Origin of the sequence: Streptomyces cinereospinus, assembly GCF_042430725.1 — a bacterium.
Lineage (GTDB): Bacteria > Actinomycetota > Actinomycetes > Streptomycetales > Streptomycetaceae > Streptomyces > Streptomyces cinereospinus.
This window is the reverse complement of record NZ_JBHMCY010000051.1, coordinates 18,025-38,817: the sequence shown is the minus strand read 5'-3', so window position 1 is coordinate 38,817 and position 20,793 is coordinate 18,025. Positions and strand designations below refer to the sequence as shown.

Genomic DNA, 20,793 nt, shown 5'->3' with positions numbered 1-20,793 from the left:
TCTCAGCCCAGCAGGACGTCGTCGTCGCCCAGCCGCTTCAGCTCGCGGTAGAGGATGGCGAGGCCGGTGACGATGGCGGCGGCGGACACGGCGGCGTCGACCAGACGGAGCGTGTCGCTCTCGGCGCGGGCCAGCTTCGCCTGCTTGGCGACGCTGAACGCGCCGAACGCGGTGGTGGCCATGGACAGGTACAGGCCGTTCCTGGACTTCTTGAAGCCCTTGGCCTTCGACAGCTTGCTCACAGCGACGGTGCCTCCTCCAGCAGCGGGTGACCCCACTGTTCCACGAAGGCGGCCTCGACGGCGGCGCCCACCTTGTACAGCCGGTCGTCCCGCATGGCGGGGGCGATGATCTGCAGCCCGACCGGCAGGTTGTCCTCCGGGGCGAGACCGCAGGGCAGCGACATGGCCGCGTTGCCCGCCAGGTTGGTCGGGATGGTGCACAGGTCCGCGAGGTACATCGCCATCGGGTCGTCGGCGCGCTCGCCGATCGGGAAGGCGGTGGTCGGGGTCGTCGGCGAGACGATCACGTCGACCTGCTCGAAGGCCCGCTCGAACTCCTGCTTGATGAGCGTGCGGACCTTCTGGGCGCTGCCGTAGTAGGCGTCGTAGTAGCCGCTCGACAGGGCGTACGTGCCGAGCATGATGCGGCGCTTGACCTCGGCGCCGAAGCCGGCCTCGCGGGTCAGCGAGGTGACCTCCTCGGCGGAGTGGCCGCCGTCGTCGCCGGTCCGCAGGCCGTAGCGCAGGCCGTCGAAGCGGGCGAGGTTGGAGGAGCACTCGGACGGCGCGATCAGGTAGTACGCCGACAGCGCCAGGTCGAAGGACGGGCAGTCCAGCTCGACGATCTCGGCGCCCAGCCCGTGCAGCAGCTCGACCGACTCGTCGAAGCGCTGGATGACGCCGGCCTGGTAGCCCTCGCCGCGGAACTGCTTGACGACGCCGACGCGCAGGCCGGCGACGCTGCCGTTGCGGGCGGCCTCGACGACCGGCGGGACCGGGGCGTCGACGGAGGTGGAGTCCAGCGGGTCGTGCCCGGCGATCACCTCGTGCAGCAGCGCCGCGTCCAGGACCGTACGGGCGCAGGGGCCGCCCTGGTCCAGGGAGGACGAGAACGCCACCATGCCGTAGCGGGACACGGCGCCGTAGGTCGGCTTCACGCCGACCGTGCCGGTGACGGCCGCGGGCTGGCGGATGGAGCCGCCGGTGTCGGTGCCGATGGCGAGCGGCGCCATGTGCGCGGCCAGCGCGGCGGAGGAGCCGCCGCCGGAGCCGCCCGGGATGCGGGTCAGGTCCCAGGGGTTGCCGGTCGGGCCGTAGGCGCTGTTCTCCGTCGACGACCCCATGGCGAACTCGTCCATGTTGGTCTTGCCGAGGATGACGACGTCGGCGTCCTTCAGCCGCTTGGTGAGGGTCGCGTCGTACGGCGGGATCCAGCCTTCGAGGATCTTGGAGCCCACGGTGGTCGGGATGCCCTCGGTGGTGAAGATGTCCTTCAGCGCGAGCGGGACGCCGGCCAGCGGGCCGAGCCTCTCCCCGCGCTCGCGCTTGGCGTCGACCGCGCGCGCCTGGGCGAGCGCGCCCTCGCGGTCGACGTGCAGGAAGGCGTGCACCTTCTCGTCGACGGCCTCGATGCGGGCGAGGTGGGCCTCGGTGACCTCGACGGCCGTGAGCTCGCCGGAGGCGATCCTCGCGGCGGTCTCGGCGGCGGTGAGCTTGATGATTGCGTCCGTCATGCGGATTACTCCTCCCCCAGGATCTGCGGCACCTTGAAACGCTGCTGCTCCTGGGCCGGGGCGCCGGAGAGCGCCTGCTCGGGGGTGAGCGAGGGGCGGACCTCGTCCCGGCGCATGACGTTGGTCAGCGGGAGCGGGTGCGAGGTCGGCGGTACGTCTTGGTCGGCGACCTCGCTGACGCGGGCGACCGCGCCGATGATGTCGTCCAGCTGGCCGGCGAAGTGGTCGAGCTCTTCGGGCTTCAGCTCCAGACGCGCCAGCCGGGCGAGGTGGGCGACCTCCTCGCGCGTGATGCCAGGCATGCAGCGATCCTCTGGGGTGAGTGTGTGTGGTTTGGGCTCAATCCTAGGGGGCCGGGCGGGGTGCCCGTGAAACGGATGACGGGAGCCCTTCTGGAAGCGGCGCCGCGACGCCCGGCGCGGCGCCGGCCGGCGCCGGACTAATCGGCCGCGGGCAGTGCGGCCTGCGGGCGCTGCCAGCCCCGGGCCCCCCGCGCCCGCAGCCAGGCCGTCGTCTCCTCGGCCGGCATCGCGGCGGCGACCAGCCACCCCTGCACGGCGTCGCACCGCAGATCGCGCAGCCGCTCCCAGGTCTCGTCGTCCTCGACGCCCTCGGCGACCACCAGCAGCCCCAGCGAGTGCGCCAGGTCGACGGTGCAGCGCACGATCTCCGCGTCCTGCCGGTCGACCGCCAGCCGGGCCACGAACGAACGGTCGATCTTCAGCTCGCTCACCGGCAGCCGCTTGAGGTGGACGAGCGAGGAGTACCCCGTGCCGAAGTCGTCCAGCGACATCTTCACGCCGTGCCCGGTGAGCCCGGCGAGGGTGTCGGCGGCCCGCTGCGGGTCCTCCAGCAGCACGTGTTCGGTTATCTCCAGCTGGAGCGCTCCCGCCGGAACGCCGTGCCGGGCCAGCCGGGCGGCGACCGAGCCGGCGAAGCCGGGGGTGTGCACGTCGCGCGGCGACACGTTCACCGCGACCGGTACGAACAGACCCTGGGAGCGCCACCGTGCCACCTGTCCGAGCGCCGTCTCCAGCACGTACTCCGTCAGGTGCGGCATCAGCCCCGACGACTCGGCGATCGCGATGAACTCGTCCGGCGGCACCTTCCCGCGCTCCGGGTGCACCCACCGCACCAGCGCCTCCAGGCCGGCCACCTGCCCGTCGAAGCGCACCTTGGGCTGGTAGTGCAGCTCGACCTCGTGGGCGTCCAGCGCCCGGCGCAGGTCGGCGAGGAGGCCGAGGCGGTCGGGGGTGTTGGAGTCGCGTTTGGACTCGTACACCTCCACCCCCGTGCGGTCCCGTTTGGCCTGGTACATCGCGACGTCCGCGCGGCGCAGCAGTCCCTCGGCGTCGAGGGCGTGGTCGGGGAAGACGGCGACCCCGGCGCTGGCCTCCAGCACGAGGGTGAGTCCGTCGAGGTCGAGCGGTGAGCTGAGCGCGGCGACCAGGCCGCGGGCGATGCGGGTCGCGGACGTCGTGGAGTCGGCGACCGGCAGTAAGACGGCGAACTCGTCGCCGCCGAGCCGGGCGGCCTCCGCCCCGCGCGGCAGGGCCAGCCGCAGCCGGTCGGCGGTCTGCAGCAGCAGCCGGTCACCGGCGAGATGGCCGAGGGTGTCGTTGACCGACCGGAACCGGTCGAGGTCGATCAGCATCAGGGCGGCGCGGGCGTCGATGCGCTCGGCGTCGTCCAGTGCGGTCCAGATGCGCTCCAGGAGCCACTGGCGGTTGGGCAGCCCGGTGAGCGGATCGCGCAGTTGCTCCTCCGCACGGGCGCGGGCTATCCACAGGGTGGAGTCGAGTGCGACCAGGGGGATGGCGAACAGCGGCAGCAGGATCGGCTTGGCGACGGCGACCACGCAGATCAGGGGGGCGATACCGAGCAGCGCGACCGCGACCAGGCCGTGCCGGACCAGGGCGGTGCGGGCGATGGTGGGCAGGCCGCCCGCGCGGGGCGCGTGCAGGTACCACAGCAGGGTGCGGGAGACCGCGAGGTAGGCGGTCGCGACCAGGGCCACCTCGGTGGCGGTGGAGAGGGTCCAGGTGGCGGGGTACCAGGGGCTCTCGACCGACGGTACGCGGCCGAAGGCGGCCAGCAGCAGGGCGCCGGCGCCGATGCCGAGGACGTCCACCGCGCCGTGCAGGACGCCCTGCCGCCAGCGGTGGCGCCGGGCTGTGCCGACCAGGACGACGACGGTGAGGCTGACCGTCCCGGCCGGCACCCAGCCGTACAGCAGCAGGACGGCGAGGGTGAGGGCGGCGCCGGAGCCGGTGCCGCCCCACCAGCGGGCGCGGCCGAGCGCGACCAGGTGGCCGACGATGATGCCGGTCAGCACGGCCAGCGACCAGCCGGCCGTGCCGGACGGGAAGAGCGCGTGGTGGCCGGTGTACGCCCGCAGGAACCCGGCGCCGAGGGCGAACCCGGCGGCCGCCACGACCGCCGCGGGCAGCGCGGGCCAGGACAGGTGCCGTTCGGTGTCGGCTCCCGGCAGTCCGGCGGCGTGTCCGGCGGTCAGGGCGGCGGTGCCGCGGCCGTCCAGCACGACGGGCCGGCCGGCGCCGTGGTCCCGCGTCGCCGCGCCGCTCGCCGGCCGGGCCGGGCTGAGACCCCCTCGCCAGGCGCCGGCCATCCGGCGCAGCCGTGAGTACGGGGCGGCGCTCTCGGTCGGTTCCATTCCCGTCCCTCTCACAGCCGGCGGTGCCCACGCCACGCGGTCCGCTGCCCGACATCCCTCAACGGCACCGCGTTGGAAAACCGTTCCCCGTGCGCGTCAGGAGCAAGGGGATGCCCCGACCGCAGCTGGGCACGGCAGGTGCACACCTCAACAGTAGGCCGCAGAGAGCTTCCACGGGCAGCGGTCGTGAACGGTTGCCCGAATGCACCCCAGCCGCCCGTATGCATCTGATATGCGCCGATCGGGTGTTCCTCAACCGCTACTCGCCGGTCGGAAGCGCGGCCTCCGACGCCGCCTCAGGCCCCTGCTCCAGCAGGACGTTGAACCCCTCCTCGTTCAGGACCGGCACCTTCGCCTGCATCGCCTTGTCGTATTTCGATCCCGGGTTGTCACCCACAACGACGAATGAGGTCTTCTTCGAGACGGAACCGGTCACCTTGGCCCCGCGGGCCTGGAGCGCCTCCTTGGCCCCGTCCCGCGTGAAGTGTTCGAGCGTGCCGGTGACCACGACGGTGAGTCCCTCCAGCGGGCGGGGTCCCTCGTCCTCCCCGGTGCTCTCCTGCTCCAGACGGACCCCGGCGGCCTTCCACTTACGGATGATGTCGCGGTGCCAGTCCTCGGCGAACCACTCCTTCAGCGAGGCGGCGATGATCGGCCCCACCCCGTCGGTGGCGGCCAGCTCCTCCTCGGTCGCCTGCTCGATGCGGTCGATCGAGCGGAACTCGCGGGCCAGCGCCTCGGCGGCGACCGGGCCGACGTGGCGGATCGACAGACCGGTCAGGATCCGGGCCAGCGGGCGCTCCTTGGCCGCCGCGATGTTCTCCAGCATCGCCAGCGCGTTCTTCTTCGGCTCGCCCTGCTGGTTGGCGAAGACCGTGGCGATCTTCTCCTCGCCGGTCCTGGGGTCCCGCTTGGGCAGGCCGCTGTCCTGGTCGAGGACGTACGCCTTGATGGGCAGCAGCTGCTCGACGGTGAGGTCGAACAGGTCGCCCTCGTCCTTCAGCGGCGGCTCGGCGGGCTCCAGCGGCTTGGTGAGGGCGGCCGCGGCGACATAGCCGAAGTGCTCGATGTCCAGTGCCTTGCGGCCCGCCAGGTAGAACAGCCGCTCACGCAGTTGCGCGGGGCAGGCACGGGAGTTCGGGCAGCGCAGGTCGACGTCGCCCTCCTTCATCGGCCGCAGCGCCGTACCGCACTCCGGGCACTCGGACGGCATGACGAACTCGCGCTCGCTGCCGTCGCGCAGGTCGACGACCGGGCCGAGGATCTCCGGGATGACGTCACCGGCCTTGCGCAGCACCACCGTGTCGCCGATGAGCACGCCCTTGGCCTTGACCACGTCCTGGTTGTGCAGGGTGGCGAACTCGACCTCCGAGCCGGCCACCGTCACCGGCTCGACCTGCGCGTACGGCGTGATCCGGCCGGTACGGCCGACACCCACGCGGATGTTGACGAGCGTGGTGTTGACCTCCTCCGGCGCGTACTTGTACGCGATGGCCCAGCGCGGGGCGCGGGCCGTCGACCCGAGGCGGCCCTGGAGGCGGATCTCGTCCAGCTTGACGACCACGCCGTCGATCTCGTGCTCCACGGAGTGGCGGTTCTCGCCGTAGTACGCGATGAACCGCCGTACGCCTTCGAGGTCGTCGACCACCCGGTTGTGCCGGGAGGTGGGCAGGCCCCACTCCCCCAGCAGGTCGTAGGCCTGGGAGAGGCGGGTGAGGCCCTCGTAGCCCTCCAGGGCGCCGATGCCGTGCACCACCATGTGCAGCGGGCGGGTGGCGGTGACGCGCGGGTCCTTCTGGCGCAGCGAACCGGCCGCCGCGTTGCGCGGGTTGGCGAAGGGCTTGTCGCCGGCCTCCACCAGGCGGCGGTTGAGCTCCTCGAACTTCTCCATCGGGAAGTAGACCTCGCCGCGGATCTCCACCAGGTCCGGGACGCGGTCGCCCTTCAGCCGGTCGGGGATCTCGGCGATGGTGCGGACGTTGGGGGTGATGTCCTCGCCGGTGCGGCCGTCGCCGCGGGTCGCCGCGCGCGTGAGGCGGCCGTGCTCGTAGGTGAGGTTGACGGCGAGGCCGTCGACCTTCAGCTCGCACAGGAAATGGTAGTCCTGCTCGCCCAGTTCGCGGGCGATGCGGTCGGCCCAGGCCGCGAGCTCGTCGTCGTTGAAGGTGTTGTCGAGGGAGAGCATGCGCCAGCGGTGCTCGACCGCCGTGAACTCCGTCTCGTAGGACCCGGCGACCTTCTGGGTCGGCGAGTCCGGGGTGCGCAGCTCCGGGTACTCCCGCTCCAGCTCCTCCAGGGAGCGCAGGAGTTGGTCGAAGTCCGCGTCGCTGATGACGGGGGCGTCCTTCACGTAGTACCGGAAGCGGTGCTCCTCGACCTGCTCCGCGAGCCGCTGATGCCGCTCGCGTGCCTCGGCGGGTACCGCTGTGGACTCCGCTTGCTTGTCGCCGGCCACCGTGTCGTCCTCCCGTTACTCTGGGTTGTCCGCGAGTGATCTCGCCGCCCGGACGCAGTGGGCGAGCGCCCTGCGCGCGTACTCGGGGGAAGCGCCCGCGAGTCCGCACGCCGGGGTGACCGTGACCGCCTCCGCGAGCAGCCCCGGAGACAGCCCCAGCCTGCGCCACAGCGTCCTGACACCCATGACGCTACCGGCAGGGTCCGACAATGGGCCGTCCGTGCCCGGCACGACACCGGTGAACAGCCGGGTCCCGCCCTCCACGGCCTCACCGATCGCCTCGTCGTCACGCTCGGTGAGGAGCGCGACGTCGAAGGAGACGGCGGCGGCACCGGCCCGGCGCAGCAGGGCGAACGGGACGTCGGGGGCGCAGGAGTGGACCACGACCGGGCCGCCGCCGTGCACCCCGACGACGTCGCGCAGCGTGGCCTCGACGAGCTGCCGGTCGACGGCGCGGTGGGTGCGGTAGCCGCTCGCGGTGCGCACCCGGCCGCGCAGCACGGCGGTCAGGGAGGGCTCGTCGAGCTGGAGCACGAGCCGGGCGCCGGGGACCCGCCGCCGCGCCTCGGCGAGATGCAGGCGCAGCCCCTCGGCGAGGGAGGCGGCCAGGTCGCGGCAGGCGCCGGGGTCGGAGAGCACCGCCTCGCCGTTGCGCAGCTCCAGGGCCGCGGCGAGCGTCCACGGACCGACCGCCTGCACCTTCAGCGGGCCCTCGTACCCCTGCGTGAACTCCTCCAGCGCGTCGAGGTCCTCGCCGAGCCAGGACCACGCCCGTCTGGTGTCCCGCCCCGGCCGGTCCCCGATCCGCCAGCCGCTGGGCTCGACGCGCGCGTAGAGCTCGACGAGCATCCCCGCCGTACGCCCGATCATGTCCGCGCCGGGCCCGCGGGCGGGCAGTTCGGCGAGGAAGGGGAAATCCTCGAAGGACCCGGTCGCGGTCTTGGCGGCCTCGCGGGCGTCTTCGCCCGGCAGGGACCCGACCCCGGTGGCGGGCCCGAAGCTGAACTCGCTGTTTTCGCTCACCGGGGAAGCCTACGGAACGGCTCCGCCGAGGTCAGCGGCCCGGCCGCACCGTCAGGTCGTTGACCTCCGCGTCCCTGGGCAGGTCCAGGGCCATCACGATCGTCGTGGCGACGGACTCCGGGTCGATCCACTGCGCCGGATCGTAGGGCTTGCCCTCCTGCTGGTGCACCTTGGCCTGCATGGGGCTGGCGGTGCGGCCGGGGTAGACGGAGGTGACCCGGACGCCGTTGCCGTGCTCCTCGTGGCGCAGCGCGTCGGCGAGGGCCTTCAGGCCGTGCTTGGAGGCGGCGTACGCCGACCAGTCGGCGTGGGCGGACAGTCCGGCGCCGGAGTTGACGAAGACGACGTGCCCGCGCGCGGCCCGCAGCTGGGGCAGGAAGTGCCGGGTCAGCTCGGCGGGCGCGACGAGGTTGACGTTGAGCTGGTGGCGCCAGGACTTCGGGGTGAGGTCGCCGACCCGGCCCAGGTCGACCACGCCCGCGACGTGCAGCAGCGAGTCCACCCGGTCGGGCAGCGTCTGGTGGGAGAACGCCCAGCTGAGCCGGTCCGGGTCGGACAGGTCGCCGACCAGGGTCCGGGCGCCGGGGAACGCGGCCGCCAGGTCCTTGGCGCGGCCCGCGTCGCGCGCGTGCAGCACGAGGTCGTCCCCGCGCGCGTGCAGACGGCGGGCCACGGCCGCGCCGATGCCGGAACCCGCCCCGGTGATCACATGTGTAGCCATGCCCGCCATGCTCGCATCACCACCGGCTCAGGCCACGCCCCGGCTCTCCTCCAGGTGGGCCAGCGCCCCCACCGGCTCCTCGGCGAAGAACATCAGCTCGGTCAGCGGCCGGGGCAGGAACCCCTCGTCCTCCATGCGGCGGAACTGCTCCTTCAGGCCGTCGTAGAAGCCCGCGGTGTTCAGCAGCACCACGGGCTTGTCGGTGTGGCCGTGCTTCTTCAGCTCCAGGATCTCCGTGGCCTCGTCCAGGGTGCCGGTGCCGCCCACCATGATCACCACGGCGTCGGACTTCTCCAGCAGCAGCTTCTTGCGCTCGGCGAGGTCCCGGGCGATCACCATCTCGTCCACGCCCGGGCGCGCCTTCGCCGCGAGGAACCGCACCGAGACGCCCACGAGCCGTCCGCCCGCCTCCTGGACGCCGTCGGCGACCACCTTCATCAGCCCCACGTCGGAGCCGCCCCACACCAGCGTGTGCCCGCCCTTGCCCAGCAGCTCGGCGAACTCGCGCGCGGGGCGGGTGTAGCGGTCGTCGAGGTCGGCGGCGGAGAGGAAGACGCAGATGTTCATGAGGTCACCGTACGCGGGAAGAACGGGCGCCCCGCGCGTGCTGTACCGGTATGACTCAGGACACCACTCGGGGCCACAGGATCACCGTCGAGCAGGGCACGCGGCGGGTACGCGTCGTGCACGGCGGGCAGGTGCTGGCGGAGAGCGACCGGCCCCTGCTGCTGCGCGAGACGGGCTGCCCCGTGCGCTACTACCTCCCGCCGCGGGACGTCCGGCTCGATCTGCTGACGCCCTCCGGCACCCACACGCACTGCCCCTTCAAGGGCACGGCGTCCTACTGGTCGCTGCCGGACGCGCCGGATCTCGTCTGGGCCTACCCGGACCCGAAGCCGGAGGTGGCCGCGATCAAGGACCACCTGTGCTTCTACGAGGTGGAGGTGGCCTGAGCCGGCCGGTTCAGGCCACGCCCGCCGTGGCGCGGGTGGTCGAGGCGATGGTCGCCGAGCCCACCACGCGCGTGCCGTCGTACAGCACGATCGCCTGCCCCGGGGCCACGCCCCGGACCGGCTCGGCGAACCGCACGCGCAGCTCGCCGTCGAGCAGCTCGGCGGTCACCTCGGTCTCGTCGCCGTGGGCGCGCAGCTGCGCGGTGTAGCTGCCCGGGCCGGCCGGGGCGGCGCCGCACCAGCGGGGCCTGATCGCGGTGAGCGCCGAGACGTCGAGGGCCTCGGCGGGGCCCACGGTGACGGTGTTGTCCACCGGCGAGATGTCGAGGACGTAGCGCGGCTTGCCGTCGGGTGCGGGGGTGCCGATGCGCAGGCCCTTGCGCTGGCCGATGGTGAAGCCGTAGGCGCCTTCGTGGGTGCCGAGCCGGTTGCCCGCCTCGTCGAGGATGTCGCCCTCCGCCCGGCCGAGCCGGTTCGCCAGGAAGCCCTGGGTGTCGCCGTCGGCGATGAAGCAGATGTCGTGCGAGTCCGGCTTCCTGGCCACCGCCAGGCCCCGCCGCTCGGCCTCCGCGCGGATCTCCTCCTTCGTGGTGACCGTGTCGCCGAGCGGGAACATCGCGTGCGCGAGCTGCCGGTCGTCCAGCACGCCGAGCACGTACGACTGGTCCTTGGCCAGGTCGGAGGCGCGGTGCAGCTCGCGGGTGCCGTCCTCGCGGGTGATCACCTGGGCGTAGTGGCCCGTGCAGACCGCGTCGAAGCCCAGCGCCAGCGCCTTGTCCAGCAGCGCGGCGAACTTGATCTTCTCGTTGCAGCGCAGGCACGGGTTGGGCGTGCGGCCCGCCTCGTACTCGGCGACGAAGTCCTCCACGACGTCCTCGCGGAAGCGGTCGGCGAGGTCCCACACGTAGAAGGGGATGCCGATGACGTCCGCGGCGCGGCGGGCGTCGCGGGAGTCCTCGATCGTGCAGCAGCCCCGGGCGCCCGTGCGGAACGACTGCGGGTTCGCGGAGAGCGCGAGGTGGACGCCGGTCACGTCGTGGCCGGCCTCGGCCGCGCGGGCGGCGGCGACGGCGGAGTCGACACCGCCGGACATGGCGGCGAGGACGCGGAGGGGACGGGAGCGCTGCGGGGTGTCAGTCATAACCCCTCCAGGGTACGGGGACGCGGGAACCGGCGGCCGCCCACATCCGTTCTCGCTCACATGGAACAGACGAAGAGCGGCCGGGGCCGGCGGATCGGGCGGCGCGCGCTGATCATCGGCGGGGCCGCGGCCGCGGTGGGCACGGGTGCGGCGGTGGCGGGCGACGACCTGTCGCGGCTGTGGTGGCAGGTACCGGGGGTGGACAGGCCACGGGTGGCGGGGGCCGTCGACGCCACGGGCGCGCGCTGGGTGGCGGCCTCGTCGGCGAACTGGCGGCGGGCGGACCGTCCGGCCGACTACACGATCGACATGGTGATCGTCCATGTCACCCAGGGCAGCTTCGACAGCGCCGTGAAGGTCTTCCAGGACCCGGAGCACGGAGCGGCCTCGCACTACGTCGTCCGCGCGGACGGCCACGTCACGCAGATGATCCGCGAGCTGGACGTGGCGTACCACGCGGGCAACCGCGCCTACAACGAACGCAGCATCGGCATCGAGCACGCCGGTTTCGTGGACCGCCCGCAGGACTTCACGGACGCGATGTACGCCGCGTCCGCCCGTCTCACCGCGGGGATATGCGCGCGGTACGGCATACCCGTCGACCGCGAGCACATCATCGGCCACGTGGAGGTGCCGGGCACCGACCACACCGACCCCGGCGAGCACTGGGACTGGGACCGGTACATGCGCCTGGTCCGCCAGGCGGCCGCCCGGACGGCGCGGGCCTGACGCCGGGCCCAGGGGGCCACGAGCCCGGCACGACCGGCGGGACGCCCCCTAGGTCAGCCCCGCCGCGCGGGCCCGCTGCACCGCCGGGCCGATGGCCCTGGCGACCGCCTCGACATCGGCCGCCGTGGAGGTGTGGCCGAGGGAGAAGCGCAGCGTGCCGCGGGCCAGGTCCGGATCGGTGCCGGTGGCGAGCAGGACGTGGCTGGGCTGGGCGACACCGGCGGTGCAGGCGGAGCCGGTGGAGCACTCGATGCCCTGGGCGTCCAGGAGCAGCAGCAGGGAGTCGCCCTCGCAGCCGGGGAAGGTGAAGTGGGCGTTGGCCGGGAGACGGTGCTCGGGGTCGCCGCCGAGGATCGCGTCCGGCACCGCCGTACGGACCACGTCGATCAGGGCGTCGCGCAGGGCGCCGATCTCGCGGGCGAACTCCGCGCGGCGCGCGGCGGCGTGCCGGCCGGCGACGGCGAAGGAGGCGATGGCGGGCACGTCGAGGGTGCCGGAGCGGACGTGCCGTTCCTGGCCGCCCCCGTGCAGCACGGGCACGGGGCTGTACTCGCGGCCCAGGAGCAGCGCGCCGATGCCGTACGGGCCGCCGGTCTTGTGGCCGGAGACGGTCATCGCGGCGAGCCCGGACGCGGCGAAGTCCACCGGCAGCTGCCCGAATGCCTGGACCGCGTCGGAGTGCAGCGGTACGCCGAACTCTGCGGCGGTCTCGGCGAGTTCGGCGATCGGCAGCACCGTGCCGATCTCGTTGTTCGCCCACATGACGGTGGCCAGGGCCACGTCGTCGGGGTTGCGGGCGATGGCCTCGCGCAGCGCCTCGGGGTGGACCCGGCCGTGGCGGTCGACCGGGAGGTACTCGACGGTGGCGCCCTCGTGCTCGCCGAGCCAGTGCACGGCGTCCAGCACGGCGTGGTGCTCGACGGGGCTGGCCAGGACCCGGGTGCGGGCCGGGTCGGCGTCGCGCCGGGACCAGTACAGGCCTTTGACGGCGAGATTGTCCGCCTCGGTGCCGCCGGAGGTGAAGACGACCTCGCTGGGGCGGGCGCCGAGGGCTTCCGCGAGGGTCTCGCGGGCTTCCTCGACGGTGCGGCGGGCCCGGCGTCCGGATGCGTGGAGGGAGGAGGCGTTGCCCGTGCTGCGCAGGTGGGCGGTGAGTGCCTCTGCCGCCTCCGGGAGCATCGGGGTGGTCGCGGCGTGGTCGAGGTATGCCATGGTGCCGCCGATTCTACGGCGCCGCGGCCGCCGAGCCGGGGTGAGGTGGACCGGAGTCCGGGCCGGCTCCGTCGGAGGCGCCCCGAGATCGAGTCGTCGGCCTGCGTGGACGCCGCCAGGACGACCAGGTCGGCGACGCCCGGGCCGAGACCGGGGCAGGCGCGGGAGGGGCGGTCGGTGCCGCGCCGGAGGCCGACGGCGGCCAGGGCGACGGCCACGGGGCCGGGAAGAGGCTGAGGACGAGCAGGCCCCCTGGCTGCGCGGCGGCCCGGCTGCACCTCCTGACCGCGCGCCCAGCAGGCCGAGGACGAAGGAGGCGACGGCCATGCCGTCGGTGCCCCGGATGCCGGTGCGGCGCTCGGCGGGTGCGGTCGGCGCTTGCGTTCACAGTTGTTCACTGACTTACCGGTGCAGCGAGTCCCATGACTTCTCCATTCCGGAGAACAGCTGTTGACTGCATGGCATGGGTCACCCGCTCGGCATCCGGCAGGCACAGAAGCAGAAGACCCGGCAGGCGCTGTTGGACGCCGCGTTGGGCCTGCTGGAGGAGCAGAGCCTGAGCAGTCCGGGGCTGCGCGAGGTCACCCGCGCGGCCGGTGTCGCCCCGACCGCCTTCTACCGGCACTTCCGCTCCACGGCGGACCTCGGGGTGGCACTGGTCGAGGAGGCGCTGGGCAGCCTGCACCCGACGATCCGCACGATCGTGTCCACGGCCGGCGACAGCGGCGAACGCATCGGCCGTGTCGTGGAGCTGATCGGCGGTCACGTGCGGGCGCACCCCCGCCCACGTTCGCTTCGTCGCCCGCGAGCAGCACGGCGGGGTGCGGTCCGTGCGCGAGGCGATCCGCGGCCAACTGGCCCTGTTCACCGAGGAGGTGACGGCCGAGCTGGCCAAGGACCGCGCGGCCGGCGGCTGGAGCGACGACGACCTGTCCATGCTCGCGGGCCTGTACGTCGACCAGACGCTGGTCACCGCCTCGCTCTTCCTGGAGGCGCTCGGCTCCGCGGAGGAGCAGCAGCGGGTCGCCCGGCTGGCGGCCCGCCGGCTGCGGCTGATCGGCATCGGCCGCGCCCACTGGCTGGACTGAGGGCGTCCTCGAGGCGGGCACGCGACCAGCGCGTCCCGGGGCGGCGTTCGGAACACCCGGTCGCCGGGCCGTGCGTGCGGCGCGGCGCGCCTCACGACCCGAGCCGCACCCGGGCCAGCTGCCGGGACTGCGCCACCAGCCGGTCCGCGCTGTCCCACACCTCGGCGTCCTCCTCCAGGAAGCCGCCGGCGAGGTTACGGGTGGTGAGGCAGACGCGCAGCGGGCCCGGCGCCGGGCGGCAGCGCACGTGCACGGTCAGCTCGACCGTCGGCACCCAGCCGGACAGGCCCATCTCGAACGCGGTCGGCGGCAGCGCGTCCACCGCGAGCAGCAGAGAGAAGGGGTCGGCGTCCCGGCCGTCCCTGAGGCCGAACCAGGCCCGCATCTCCCCCTTGCCGGACGGCGAGCCCAGCGCCCAGCCCAGCGTCGACGGGTCGAGCTTGAGCATCAGCCGGTCGGCGATGGCCGAGCTGCCGTCGACGGGTGCGGGCCCGCCCTCGGCCCCGAAGCACTGGTCCGTCGGCGGCATCGCGGGCGGCCGCGCGGTCGTGCGCACGTCGTCGGGGAGGGCGTCGAGGTCGCCGTAGGAGGCGAGGACGCGGACCCGTTCGACCTCGCGGCCCTGGTCGTCGTACTGGAAGAGCGAGGCCTGGCCGGTGGAGAGGGTGCGGCCGGTGCGCACGACGTCGGTGCGGACGACCGCGGGGCCGGGCTGCGAGGCGGTCAGGTAGTGCGCGGAGACGGTGAACGGGTCCGGGTGCGGCAGCGCGTCGGCGAGCGCGCGGCCCAGGACGGCGAGGAGGTAGCCGCCGTTGACGGCGCTGACGATGGTCCACCCCGCCGAGAGGTCGATGTCGTAGACGCCCTCGGAGCGCCGGGTGACGGCGGTGTCGCGGTCGAACTCGCTGTTGCCGATGGTCGCCTGGGATGCCTGAGCCATGGCGGTACCGTACAACAAGAAACTACTAAGCGGTAGCTTTTGCGGTCGGCTGCCGTGGCGGCTCCTCCTCGCGGACGGTCGAGCGCCGGTTCCACGCCCGGGGCGCGCGCCAGTGGAAGCGCATCGCCAGCAGCCGCAGCACGAAGGCCGTGGCGGCGGCGAGGGTGCTGGTCAGCGGGTTGAGGGCGTCGTAGCGGATGCACACGGCGACCATCACGGAGCCGACGACCGCGGGGACGGCGTACAGGTCGCGGTCCCAGCGCAGCAGCGACGGCACCTCGTTGGCAAGCACGTCCCGCAGGACGCCGCCGCCCACGGCGGTGGCGAGGCCGAGGGCGGCGGAGGCGTGCAGGCCGAGTCCGTACTCGTACGCCTTGGTGGTGCCCGCGACGCAGAACAGGCCCAGGCCGGCCGCGTCGAAGACGTTCACCCCGGCCTGGATGCGCTCCACGTGCGGATGGAGGAAGCAGACCAGGAGCGCGGCGAGCAGCGGTGTGACGAAGTACCCCAGGTCCGTGAAGGCGGCCGGCGGCACGGCGCCGATGATCAGGTCCCGGAACAGCCCGCCGCCCAGCGCCGTGGCCTCGGCGAGCACGGCGATGCCGAAGACGTCGAAGTTCTTGCGGACGGCCAGCAGGGCGCCGGAGATCGCGAAGACGAAGATCCCGATCAGATCGAGGGTGTGCTGGACGGACGGGGTGAACAGTTGCTGGAGCACCCTGACATTCTCACCCAGCGCCCGGCCCCCGCCTTCCGAAGCAAGGCGGGGGCCGGGCGCGGCTTACTTGTCGTCGGCCGCCGCGGTGCCCTTCGCGTCCGTGGCGGCGGCGTCCTGGGCGGCGGCGTCCTGGACGGTGCCGTCCTGGGCAGTGCCGTCCTGGGCAGTGCCGTCCTGGGCAGTGCCGTCCTGGACGGTGCCGTGCACCTCCGCGGCCACCGCCGCGCTCGTCTCCGCGGACTCCGCCAGCACCTCGTCCGCCACCAGCTCCGCCGCCTCCTTCGCGGCGGTCAGCAGCACGGTGTCCTGCGGCGCCTGGTCCGCGAAGTTCTCCGGGTGGTGGCAGGCGACCCGCTGGCCCGGCCGCAGTTCGAGCAGCGGCGGCTCGGCGGTCCGGCAGATCTCCGTCGCCTTCCAGCACCGGGTGTGGAAGCGGCAGCCGCTGGGCGGGGAGATCGGCGAGGGCACGTCGCCCTTGAGCAGGATGCGCTCGCTCTTGGCCCCGCGGCGGGCCGGGTCCGGGATCGGCACCGCCGACAGCAGGGCCTTGGTGTACGGGTGCATCGGCGACGTGTAGAGCTGGTCGCGGTCGGCCAGCTCCACGATCTTGCCGAGGTACATCACCGCGATCCGGTCCGAGACGTGCCGGACGACGGACAGGTCGTGCGCGATGATCACGTACGTCAGGCCGAGCTCCTGCTGGAGGTCGTCCAGCAGGTTCACCACCTGCGCCTGGATGGAGACGTCCAGCGCGGAGACCGGCTCGTCGGCCACGACCAGCTTGGGGTTGAGGGCCAGCGCGCGGGCGATGCCGACGCGCTGGCGCTGACCGCCGGAGAACTCGTGCGGGTAGCGGTTGTAGTGCTCGGGGTTGAGCCCGACCACCGACAGCAGCCGCTGCACCTCCTTCTTGACGCCGCCCTCGGGCGTGACGCCCTGGAGCCGGAAGGGCGCCCCGATGATCGTGCCGATGGTGTGGCGCGGGTTCAGCGACGAGTACGGGTCCTGGAAGATCATCTGCACGTCGCGGCGCAGCGGGCGCATCCCGCCCACGCCGAGGTGCGTGATGTCCTTGCCCTCGAACTCGACCGTCCCGGCGGTCGGTTCGAGCAGCCGGGTGATCAGCCGGCCCATCGTGGACTTGCCGCAGCCGGATTCGCCCACGACACCGAGGGTCTCGCCGGCCCGCACCTCGAAGTCCAGGCCGTCCACCGCCCGGACCGCGCCGACCTGCCGCTTGAGCAGGCCCTTGCGGATCGGGAAGTGCTTCTGGAGCCCGGTCACCTTCAGCAGGGTCTCGCCGGGGGCGGCGCCCTCGGTGAGGGTGGCGCCGCCGCTCTGGGCAGGGACGGTCACTGCTTTTTCCTCGCTCACAGCTTCGGCGCAATCTCTTCGGTCCAGATACGCTCCCGCTGCTCCTGCGACATGTGGCAGGCGGCCCAGTGCCGGCTGCCGACCTCGGTCAGCTCGGGGCGCACCGTGCGGGTGACGTCGTCCTTCGGGATGTCCGCGTACGGGCAGCGCGGGTTGAAGGCGCAGCCGGACGGGAGGTTGATGAGGGAGGGCGGGGAGCCCTTGACCGGGACGAGACGCTCCTGCTGGTCGCGGTCGAGCCGCGGCATCGAGCCGAGCAGGCCCCAGGTGTAGGGGTGGCGGGGCTCGTAGAACACCTTCTCGGCCGGGCCGCGCTCCACGCACCGGCCGCCGTACATCACCAGCAGGTCGTCGGCCAGCTCGGCGACGACGCCCAGGTCGTGGGTGATGACGATGACGGCCGAGCCGAACTCCTTCTGCAGGTCCCGGATCAGGTCCAGGATCTGCGCCTGGACGGTCACGTCCAGGGCGGTGGTCGGCTCGTCCGCGATGAGCAGTTCGGGGTTGTTCACCAGCGACATCGCGATCATCGCGCGCTGGCGCATGCCGCCGGAGAACTCGTGCGGGTAGTCGTCGACGCGCTGGTCGGGCTGCGGGATGCCGACCCGGTCGAGCATCTCCACCGCCCGGCGGCGGGCGGTCTTCTTGTCGACGTCGTGGTGGATGCGGTACGCCTCCACGATCTGCTGGCCGATCGTGTAGTACGGGTGCAGCGCGGACAGCGGGTCCTGGAAGATCATCGCCATCTCGCGGCCGCGCATCCTGCGCACCTGGTCGGCGGGCGCGGACAGCAGCTCGGTGCCGTTCAGCCAGATCTCGCCGGAGATCCGCGCCTTGCGCCGGCCGTACTGGCCGGCGGTGTGCAGGCCCATGATGCCGAGCGAGGTCACCGACTTGCCGGAGCCCGACTCGCCGACGATGCCGAGGGTCTTGCCCTTGTCCAGCTGGAAGCTGAGCCCGTCGACGGACTTGACCAGGCCGTCGTCGGTCGGGAAGTGCACCTTGAGGTCGCGTACGTCGAGGAAGGCGGTCGGCGCGGCGGCGGTGACGGGTTCGCCCACGGCCGCGCCGGTCTTGCTCAGTTCGGTCATGAGAGCCTCACTCGGGGGTCGATCACGGCGTACAGGACGTCCACCACGAGGTTGGCGATGAGCACCGCGAGCGACGTGATCAGGGTGACGCCCAGGATGACGGGCAGGTCCTGGTTCTTGATCGCGTTCAGCACGGCCTGGCCGAGGCCGGGCAGGGAGAAGGTGGTCTCGGTCAGGATCGCCCCGCCGATGAGGGCGCCGAGGTCCATGCCGAGCATGGTGAGGATGGGCGTCATCGTCGAGCGCATCGCGTGCTTGCGGATGACGACCTGCTCCCGCAGGCCCTTGGCGCGGGCGGTGCGGATGTAGTCCTCGCCGAGGATCTCCAGCATGGTGGCGCGCGTGATGCGGGCGTACATCGCCGCGTAGAGGAAGGCGAGGGTGACCCACGGCAGGATCATGCCGCCGAGCCAGCCGGTGAGGCTCTCCTCCAGGGGGACGAACTCGCCGTCGATCCAGCCCAGTCCGTAGGAGAAGACCGCCAGGCTGAGCAGACCGGTGAAGTAGATGGGCAGGGAGACACCCGCCAGGGCGACGATCATCGCGCCGCGGTCCCAGAAGCTGCCCCGCTTGAGGGCGGAGAGCACTCCCGCGGCGAGGCCGAAGACCAGCCACAGCACGGCCGCGCCGAGCGCCAGCCCCAGGGTCACCGGGAAACGGTCGGTCAGCACCGGCCAGATGGCCTGCTCACTGCGGAAGGAGTAGCCGAAGCAGGGCGCGGCGCAGTGCGTGACGTCACCGCCGGCCGCGTAGGTGCGGCCCACGAAGATGCCCTTGAAGAACTCCCAGACCTGCGCGTAGATCGGGTCGCCCAGGCCCAGCTTCACCCGCACGGCCTCGACGGCGGCGGGGTCGGCCTGCTTGCCCACGAAGCTCAGGGCGACGTCGACGCCCGCCCACTCGGGGATGAGGAAGAAGATGCTGAAGACCACCATGACGATGACCACGAGCATCACTGCGGCGGCGAACAGCCGCCTGATGAGGTAAGCGAGCACAGCTAACGGCCCGCCGCGGACCGCGGGCCGCCTCCGGTCTCCCCCACCGCCTCATGAGCGTGGGAGGTGCCCCGGGTGGCCCGCGGTCACGCCGCGCCGGCCTTCACCTGCCTTTCGTGCCGTACGGCGGGTGTGCCGGTTACTTCGTGTTCTTCAGGCCGAGGTTGACGAAGTCGTACATACCGCTGTACGCGTCCGTGGTGTAGACGTTCGCCAGCCGGTCCGAGCGCCAGTTGAGGAACCGCTCGAAGACGAAGGGCAGGTAGTACGCGCCGTCCATCACCTTGTGGTTGATCTCCGTGGCGATGCGGGTCTTCTCGGCGTCGTCCAGCGTGTTGACGTAGTCGTCGAACAGGCCGTCGATCGCCTTGTCCTCGATGAGCGCGTAGTTGTTGTTGGCGCTCTCCAGGATGTACTTGCTGTGCCACAGCGGCAGGCCGTAGCCCTGGACGGACGGGAAGTCGGCGCCCCAGCCCATGATGATGATGCCGTAGCCCTTCTTCTCCACGTTGGAGGGGCTGCCGATCACGCTGGAGTTCTGCGCGCCGTCGTACTGGTCGATCTCGACCTGGATGCCGACCTTCTTCAGCGACGCCTGGAGCGACTCGGCGGTGGCCACCTCGACGGGCTTGTTGTTGCGGACCGCGATGGTGGTCCTGAAGCCGTTGGGCTGACCGCAGGCCTTCAGCTCCTCCTTGGCCTTGGCAACGTTGCCTTTCTTGTCGGCGCCGGCCATCGCGTACGGGTCGTACTTCTGGCCCTCGCCGCCGGGGATGCCCGGCGGCAGCATGTTGGTGCCGATGTCGCCGCCGGCGACGGGGCCGCCGCGCGCGGTCTGCAGGGAGACGTGGTCGGCGCCGAGGAGCACCGCCTTGCGGCAGTGGATGTTGTCGAACGGCTTCACGTTCTGCGCGAGGGCCGCGTAGCGGATGTAGCCGGAGACCGGGTTGTCCAGGTTCTCCTTGTGCTCCCTCAGGGCGGTGGAACGTCCCTGCGGCGAGAGGCTGGTCTGGGCCAGGTCCAGGTCGTAGTCACCGGCGATCAGCCGGGCGTCCAGGTCGTTGGCGTTGGAGAAGAACTTGACCGTGATCTCGTCCGGGTACGCCTTGCGCACCGGGTCCGAGGCCTGCTTCCACTGGGTGTTGCGGACCAGTTCGAGGTCCTTGCCCGGGTTGTAGGACGCGAACTTGTACGGGCCCGAGGAGAACGGGTGCAGACCGTACTTGGACCTGGTGTCCTTGTCCTGGCGGACCGGGGAGGCGGAGATCAGCGCCAGCATCTCCTCGAAGTCCGAGTTGGCCTCCGGGAGCTTGAAGACGATCGTCTTGTCGTCCGGCGTCTCGATGGACTTCAGGCCCAGCTTGTCCGCCGACTTGTCCTTGTACGGACCCGGGTACTCGCCCTCGGGGTCGAGCACCTCCTTGAGGTACGTCGGGCCGCCGGAGAGCACGTCCTGCGCCCAGACGCGCTCGATGCCGTACTTCACGTCCTTGGACGTGATCGGCTTGCCGTCCTCCCAGGTGACGCCGTCACGCAGGGTGTACGTGTAGGTCTTGCCGTCGTCGCTGATCTCGGCCAGACCGGTGGCGAGGTCCGGGGTCAGCTCGGCGCCGGCCCTGCCCGGCTCCGTCTTGTTCGTGACGAGCTGGCGGCTGTAGTAGCGGGCGAAGTTCCACATGAAGCCGTAGTAACCGCGCGTGGTGTCCCACGAGTCGGCATCCTGCGCGCTGGCGAACTTCAGGGTGCCGCCCTTCTCGGCCAGCGCGGCCTGGGCGACCTTGTTGTTCGCGGCGTCGTAGCCGGCCGCGCCGTTCTGCGAACCGCCGTCCTCACCGCCGCCGCCGCCGCACGCCGCCGTGGTCAGCAGCGCGGCGACCACGGCGGCAGCGGCCATGGCCTGCTTGCGCCGCCCTGAGGTGCGTTGGGTAGTCACGATCTCGGATC

Annotated in this window: 18 protein-coding genes and 1 pseudogene; 3 read left to right on the top strand and 16 right to left on the bottom strand. The window is 72.3% G+C overall.

From position 1 onward, the window contains the following. Positions 1–2: 2 nt before the first annotated feature. From ACFF45_RS24075 to ACFF45_RS24040, 8 genes are all read right to left on the bottom strand, one after another. Positions 3–242, bottom strand: coding sequence for a hypothetical protein (locus tag ACFF45_RS24075; RefSeq protein WP_381348532.1), 240 nt, complete (start codon positions 240–242; stop codon positions 3–5). Next, a complete protein-coding gene (gatA, locus tag ACFF45_RS24070) occupies positions 239–1,735 on the bottom strand; it encodes an Asp-tRNA(Asn)/Glu-tRNA(Gln) amidotransferase subunit GatA (RefSeq protein ID WP_381348531.1) in 1,497 nt (498 codons plus the stop codon). Before gatA ends, ACFF45_RS24075 begins: the two co-directional genes overlap by 4 nt. 5 nt (positions 1,736–1,740) lie before the next feature. Continuing rightward, the gene (gene gatC, locus ACFF45_RS24065) at positions 1,741–2,037 is read right to left on the bottom strand and encodes an Asp-tRNA(Asn)/Glu-tRNA(Gln) amidotransferase subunit GatC (protein ID WP_381348530.1); all 297 of its coding nucleotides are present in this window, start codon (positions 2,035–2,037) and stop codon (positions 1,741–1,743) included. 137 nt (positions 2,038–2,174) lie between these two features. Further along, positions 2,175–4,409, bottom strand: coding sequence for a putative bifunctional diguanylate cyclase/phosphodiesterase (locus tag ACFF45_RS24060; protein WP_381348529.1), 2,235 nt, complete (start codon positions 4,407–4,409; stop codon positions 2,175–2,177). Between the two features lie 259 nt (positions 4,410–4,668). Next, on the bottom strand, positions 4,669–6,864 hold the full coding sequence (ligA, locus tag ACFF45_RS24055; RefSeq protein WP_381348528.1) for an NAD-dependent DNA ligase LigA: 2,196 nt from the start codon (positions 6,862–6,864) through the stop codon (positions 4,669–4,671). Positions 6,865–6,879: 15 nt separating this feature from the next. Beyond that, positions 6,880–7,887, bottom strand: coding sequence for a methionine synthase (locus ACFF45_RS24050; RefSeq protein ID WP_381348527.1), 1,008 nt, complete (start codon positions 7,885–7,887; stop codon positions 6,880–6,882). A gap of 31 nt (positions 7,888–7,918) precedes the next feature. After that, positions 7,919–8,617 (bottom strand): SDR family oxidoreductase, encoded by a 699-nt coding sequence (locus ACFF45_RS24045; RefSeq protein WP_381348526.1) that lies wholly within the window; start codon positions 8,615–8,617, stop codon positions 7,919–7,921. Positions 8,618–8,635: 18 nt separating this feature from the next. Continuing rightward, entirely contained in the window at positions 8,636–9,175 is a 540-nt protein-coding gene (locus tag ACFF45_RS24040) for an LOG family protein (protein ID WP_381348525.1), read from the bottom strand. Positions 9,176–9,225: 50 nt separating this feature from the next. Between ACFF45_RS24040 and ACFF45_RS24035 the strand changes: the two genes are divergently transcribed. Beyond that, the gene (locus ACFF45_RS24035) at positions 9,226–9,561 is read left to right on the top strand and encodes a DUF427 domain-containing protein (RefSeq protein ID WP_381348524.1); all 336 of its coding nucleotides are present in this window, start codon (positions 9,226–9,228) and stop codon (positions 9,559–9,561) included. 10 nt (positions 9,562–9,571) lie between these two features. Here the strand turns inward: ACFF45_RS24035 and mnmA are convergent, their stop codons facing one another. Further along, a complete protein-coding gene (gene mnmA, locus ACFF45_RS24030; protein ID WP_381348523.1) occupies positions 9,572–10,702 on the bottom strand; it encodes a tRNA 2-thiouridine(34) synthase MnmA in 1,131 nt (376 codons plus the stop codon). Between the two features lie 60 nt (positions 10,703–10,762). Between mnmA and ACFF45_RS24025 the strand changes: the two genes are divergently transcribed. Continuing rightward, positions 10,763–11,431 carry an N-acetylmuramoyl-L-alanine amidase gene (locus tag ACFF45_RS24025; protein WP_381348522.1) on the top strand — a complete coding sequence of 223 codons (669 nt, stop codon included), beginning with the start codon at positions 10,763–10,765 and terminating at the stop codon, positions 11,429–11,431. A gap of 48 nt (positions 11,432–11,479) precedes the next feature. Here ACFF45_RS24025 and ACFF45_RS24020 read toward each other — a convergent pair whose 3' ends face one another. After that, positions 11,480–12,643, bottom strand: a complete 1,164-nt coding sequence (locus ACFF45_RS24020) for a cysteine desulfurase family protein (RefSeq protein WP_381348521.1) — start codon at positions 12,641–12,643, stop codon at positions 11,480–11,482. Positions 12,644–13,106: 463 nt separating this feature from the next. Here ACFF45_RS24020 and ACFF45_RS24015 point away from each other — a divergent pair. Next, positions 13,107–13,731, top strand: a pseudogene (locus ACFF45_RS24015) (TetR family transcriptional regulator). Between the two features lie 91 nt (positions 13,732–13,822). Here the strand turns inward: ACFF45_RS24015 and ACFF45_RS24010 are convergent. The 6 genes from ACFF45_RS24010 to ACFF45_RS23985 all read right to left on the bottom strand — a co-directional run bounded on the left by ACFF45_RS24010 (position 13,823) and on the right by ACFF45_RS23985 (position 20,782). Next, positions 13,823–14,671, bottom strand: coding sequence for a thioesterase family protein (locus ACFF45_RS24010; protein WP_381348520.1), 849 nt, complete (start codon positions 14,669–14,671; stop codon positions 13,823–13,825). Positions 14,672–14,696: 25 nt separating this feature from the next. Beyond that, complete coding sequence (locus ACFF45_RS24005; RefSeq protein ID WP_381348519.1) at positions 14,697–15,389, bottom strand: trimeric intracellular cation channel family protein; 693 nt, start codon at positions 15,387–15,389, stop codon at positions 14,697–14,699. Between the two features lie 63 nt (positions 15,390–15,452). Continuing rightward, positions 15,453–16,745: an ABC transporter ATP-binding protein gene (locus tag ACFF45_RS24000; RefSeq protein ID WP_381348518.1), complete on the bottom strand. Its 1,293-nt coding sequence runs from the start codon at positions 16,743–16,745 to the stop codon at positions 15,453–15,455. Between the two features lie 14 nt (positions 16,746–16,759). Next, positions 16,760–17,854, bottom strand: a complete 1,095-nt coding sequence (locus ACFF45_RS23995; protein ID WP_381348517.1) for an ABC transporter ATP-binding protein — start codon at positions 17,852–17,854, stop codon at positions 16,760–16,762. Further along, entirely contained in the window at positions 17,851–18,849 is a 999-nt protein-coding gene (locus ACFF45_RS23990; RefSeq protein ID WP_381348516.1) for an ABC transporter permease, read from the bottom strand. The genes ACFF45_RS23995 and ACFF45_RS23990 overlap by 4 nt, the downstream gene beginning before the upstream one ends. Positions 18,850–18,988: 139 nt before the next feature. Further along, a complete protein-coding gene (locus ACFF45_RS23985) occupies positions 18,989–20,782 on the bottom strand; it encodes an ABC transporter substrate-binding protein (RefSeq protein ID WP_381348515.1) in 1,794 nt (597 codons plus the stop codon). Positions 20,783–20,793 lie beyond the last annotated feature (11 nt).

Coding starts and splice junctions, on each gene's coding strand:
- ACFF45_RS24020 (WP_381348521.1), bottom strand. CDS start 12,643: ATGGCATACCTCGACCACGCCGCGACCACCCCGATGCTCCCGGAGGCG.
- ACFF45_RS24045 (WP_381348526.1), bottom strand. CDS start 8,617: ATGGCGGGCATGGCTACACATGTGATCACCGGGGCGGGTTCCGGCATC.
- ACFF45_RS24025 (WP_381348522.1), top strand. CDS start 10,763: ATGGAACAGACGAAGAGCGGCCGGGGCCGGCGGATCGGGCGGCGCGCG.
- ACFF45_RS24035 (WP_381348524.1), top strand. CDS start 9,226: ATGACTCAGGACACCACTCGGGGCCACAGGATCACCGTCGAGCAGGGC.
- ACFF45_RS23995 (WP_381348517.1), bottom strand. CDS start 17,854: ATGACCGAACTGAGCAAGACCGGCGCGGCCGTGGGCGAACCCGTCACC.
- ACFF45_RS24010 (WP_381348520.1), bottom strand. CDS start 14,671: ATGGCTCAGGCATCCCAGGCGACCATCGGCAACAGCGAGTTCGACCGC.
- ACFF45_RS24040 (WP_381348525.1), bottom strand. CDS start 9,175: ATGAACATCTGCGTCTTCCTCTCCGCCGCCGACCTCGACGACCGCTAC.
- mnmA (WP_381348523.1), bottom strand. CDS start 10,702: ATGACTGACACCCCGCAGCGCTCCCGTCCCCTCCGCGTCCTCGCCGCC.
- gatA (WP_381348531.1), bottom strand. CDS start 1,735: ATGACGGACGCAATCATCAAGCTCACCGCCGCCGAGACCGCCGCGAGG.
- gatC (WP_381348530.1), bottom strand. CDS start 2,037: ATGCCTGGCATCACGCGCGAGGAGGTCGCCCACCTCGCCCGGCTGGCG.
- ACFF45_RS24060 (WP_381348529.1), bottom strand. CDS start 4,409: ATGGAACCGACCGAGAGCGCCGCCCCGTACTCACGGCTGCGCCGGATG.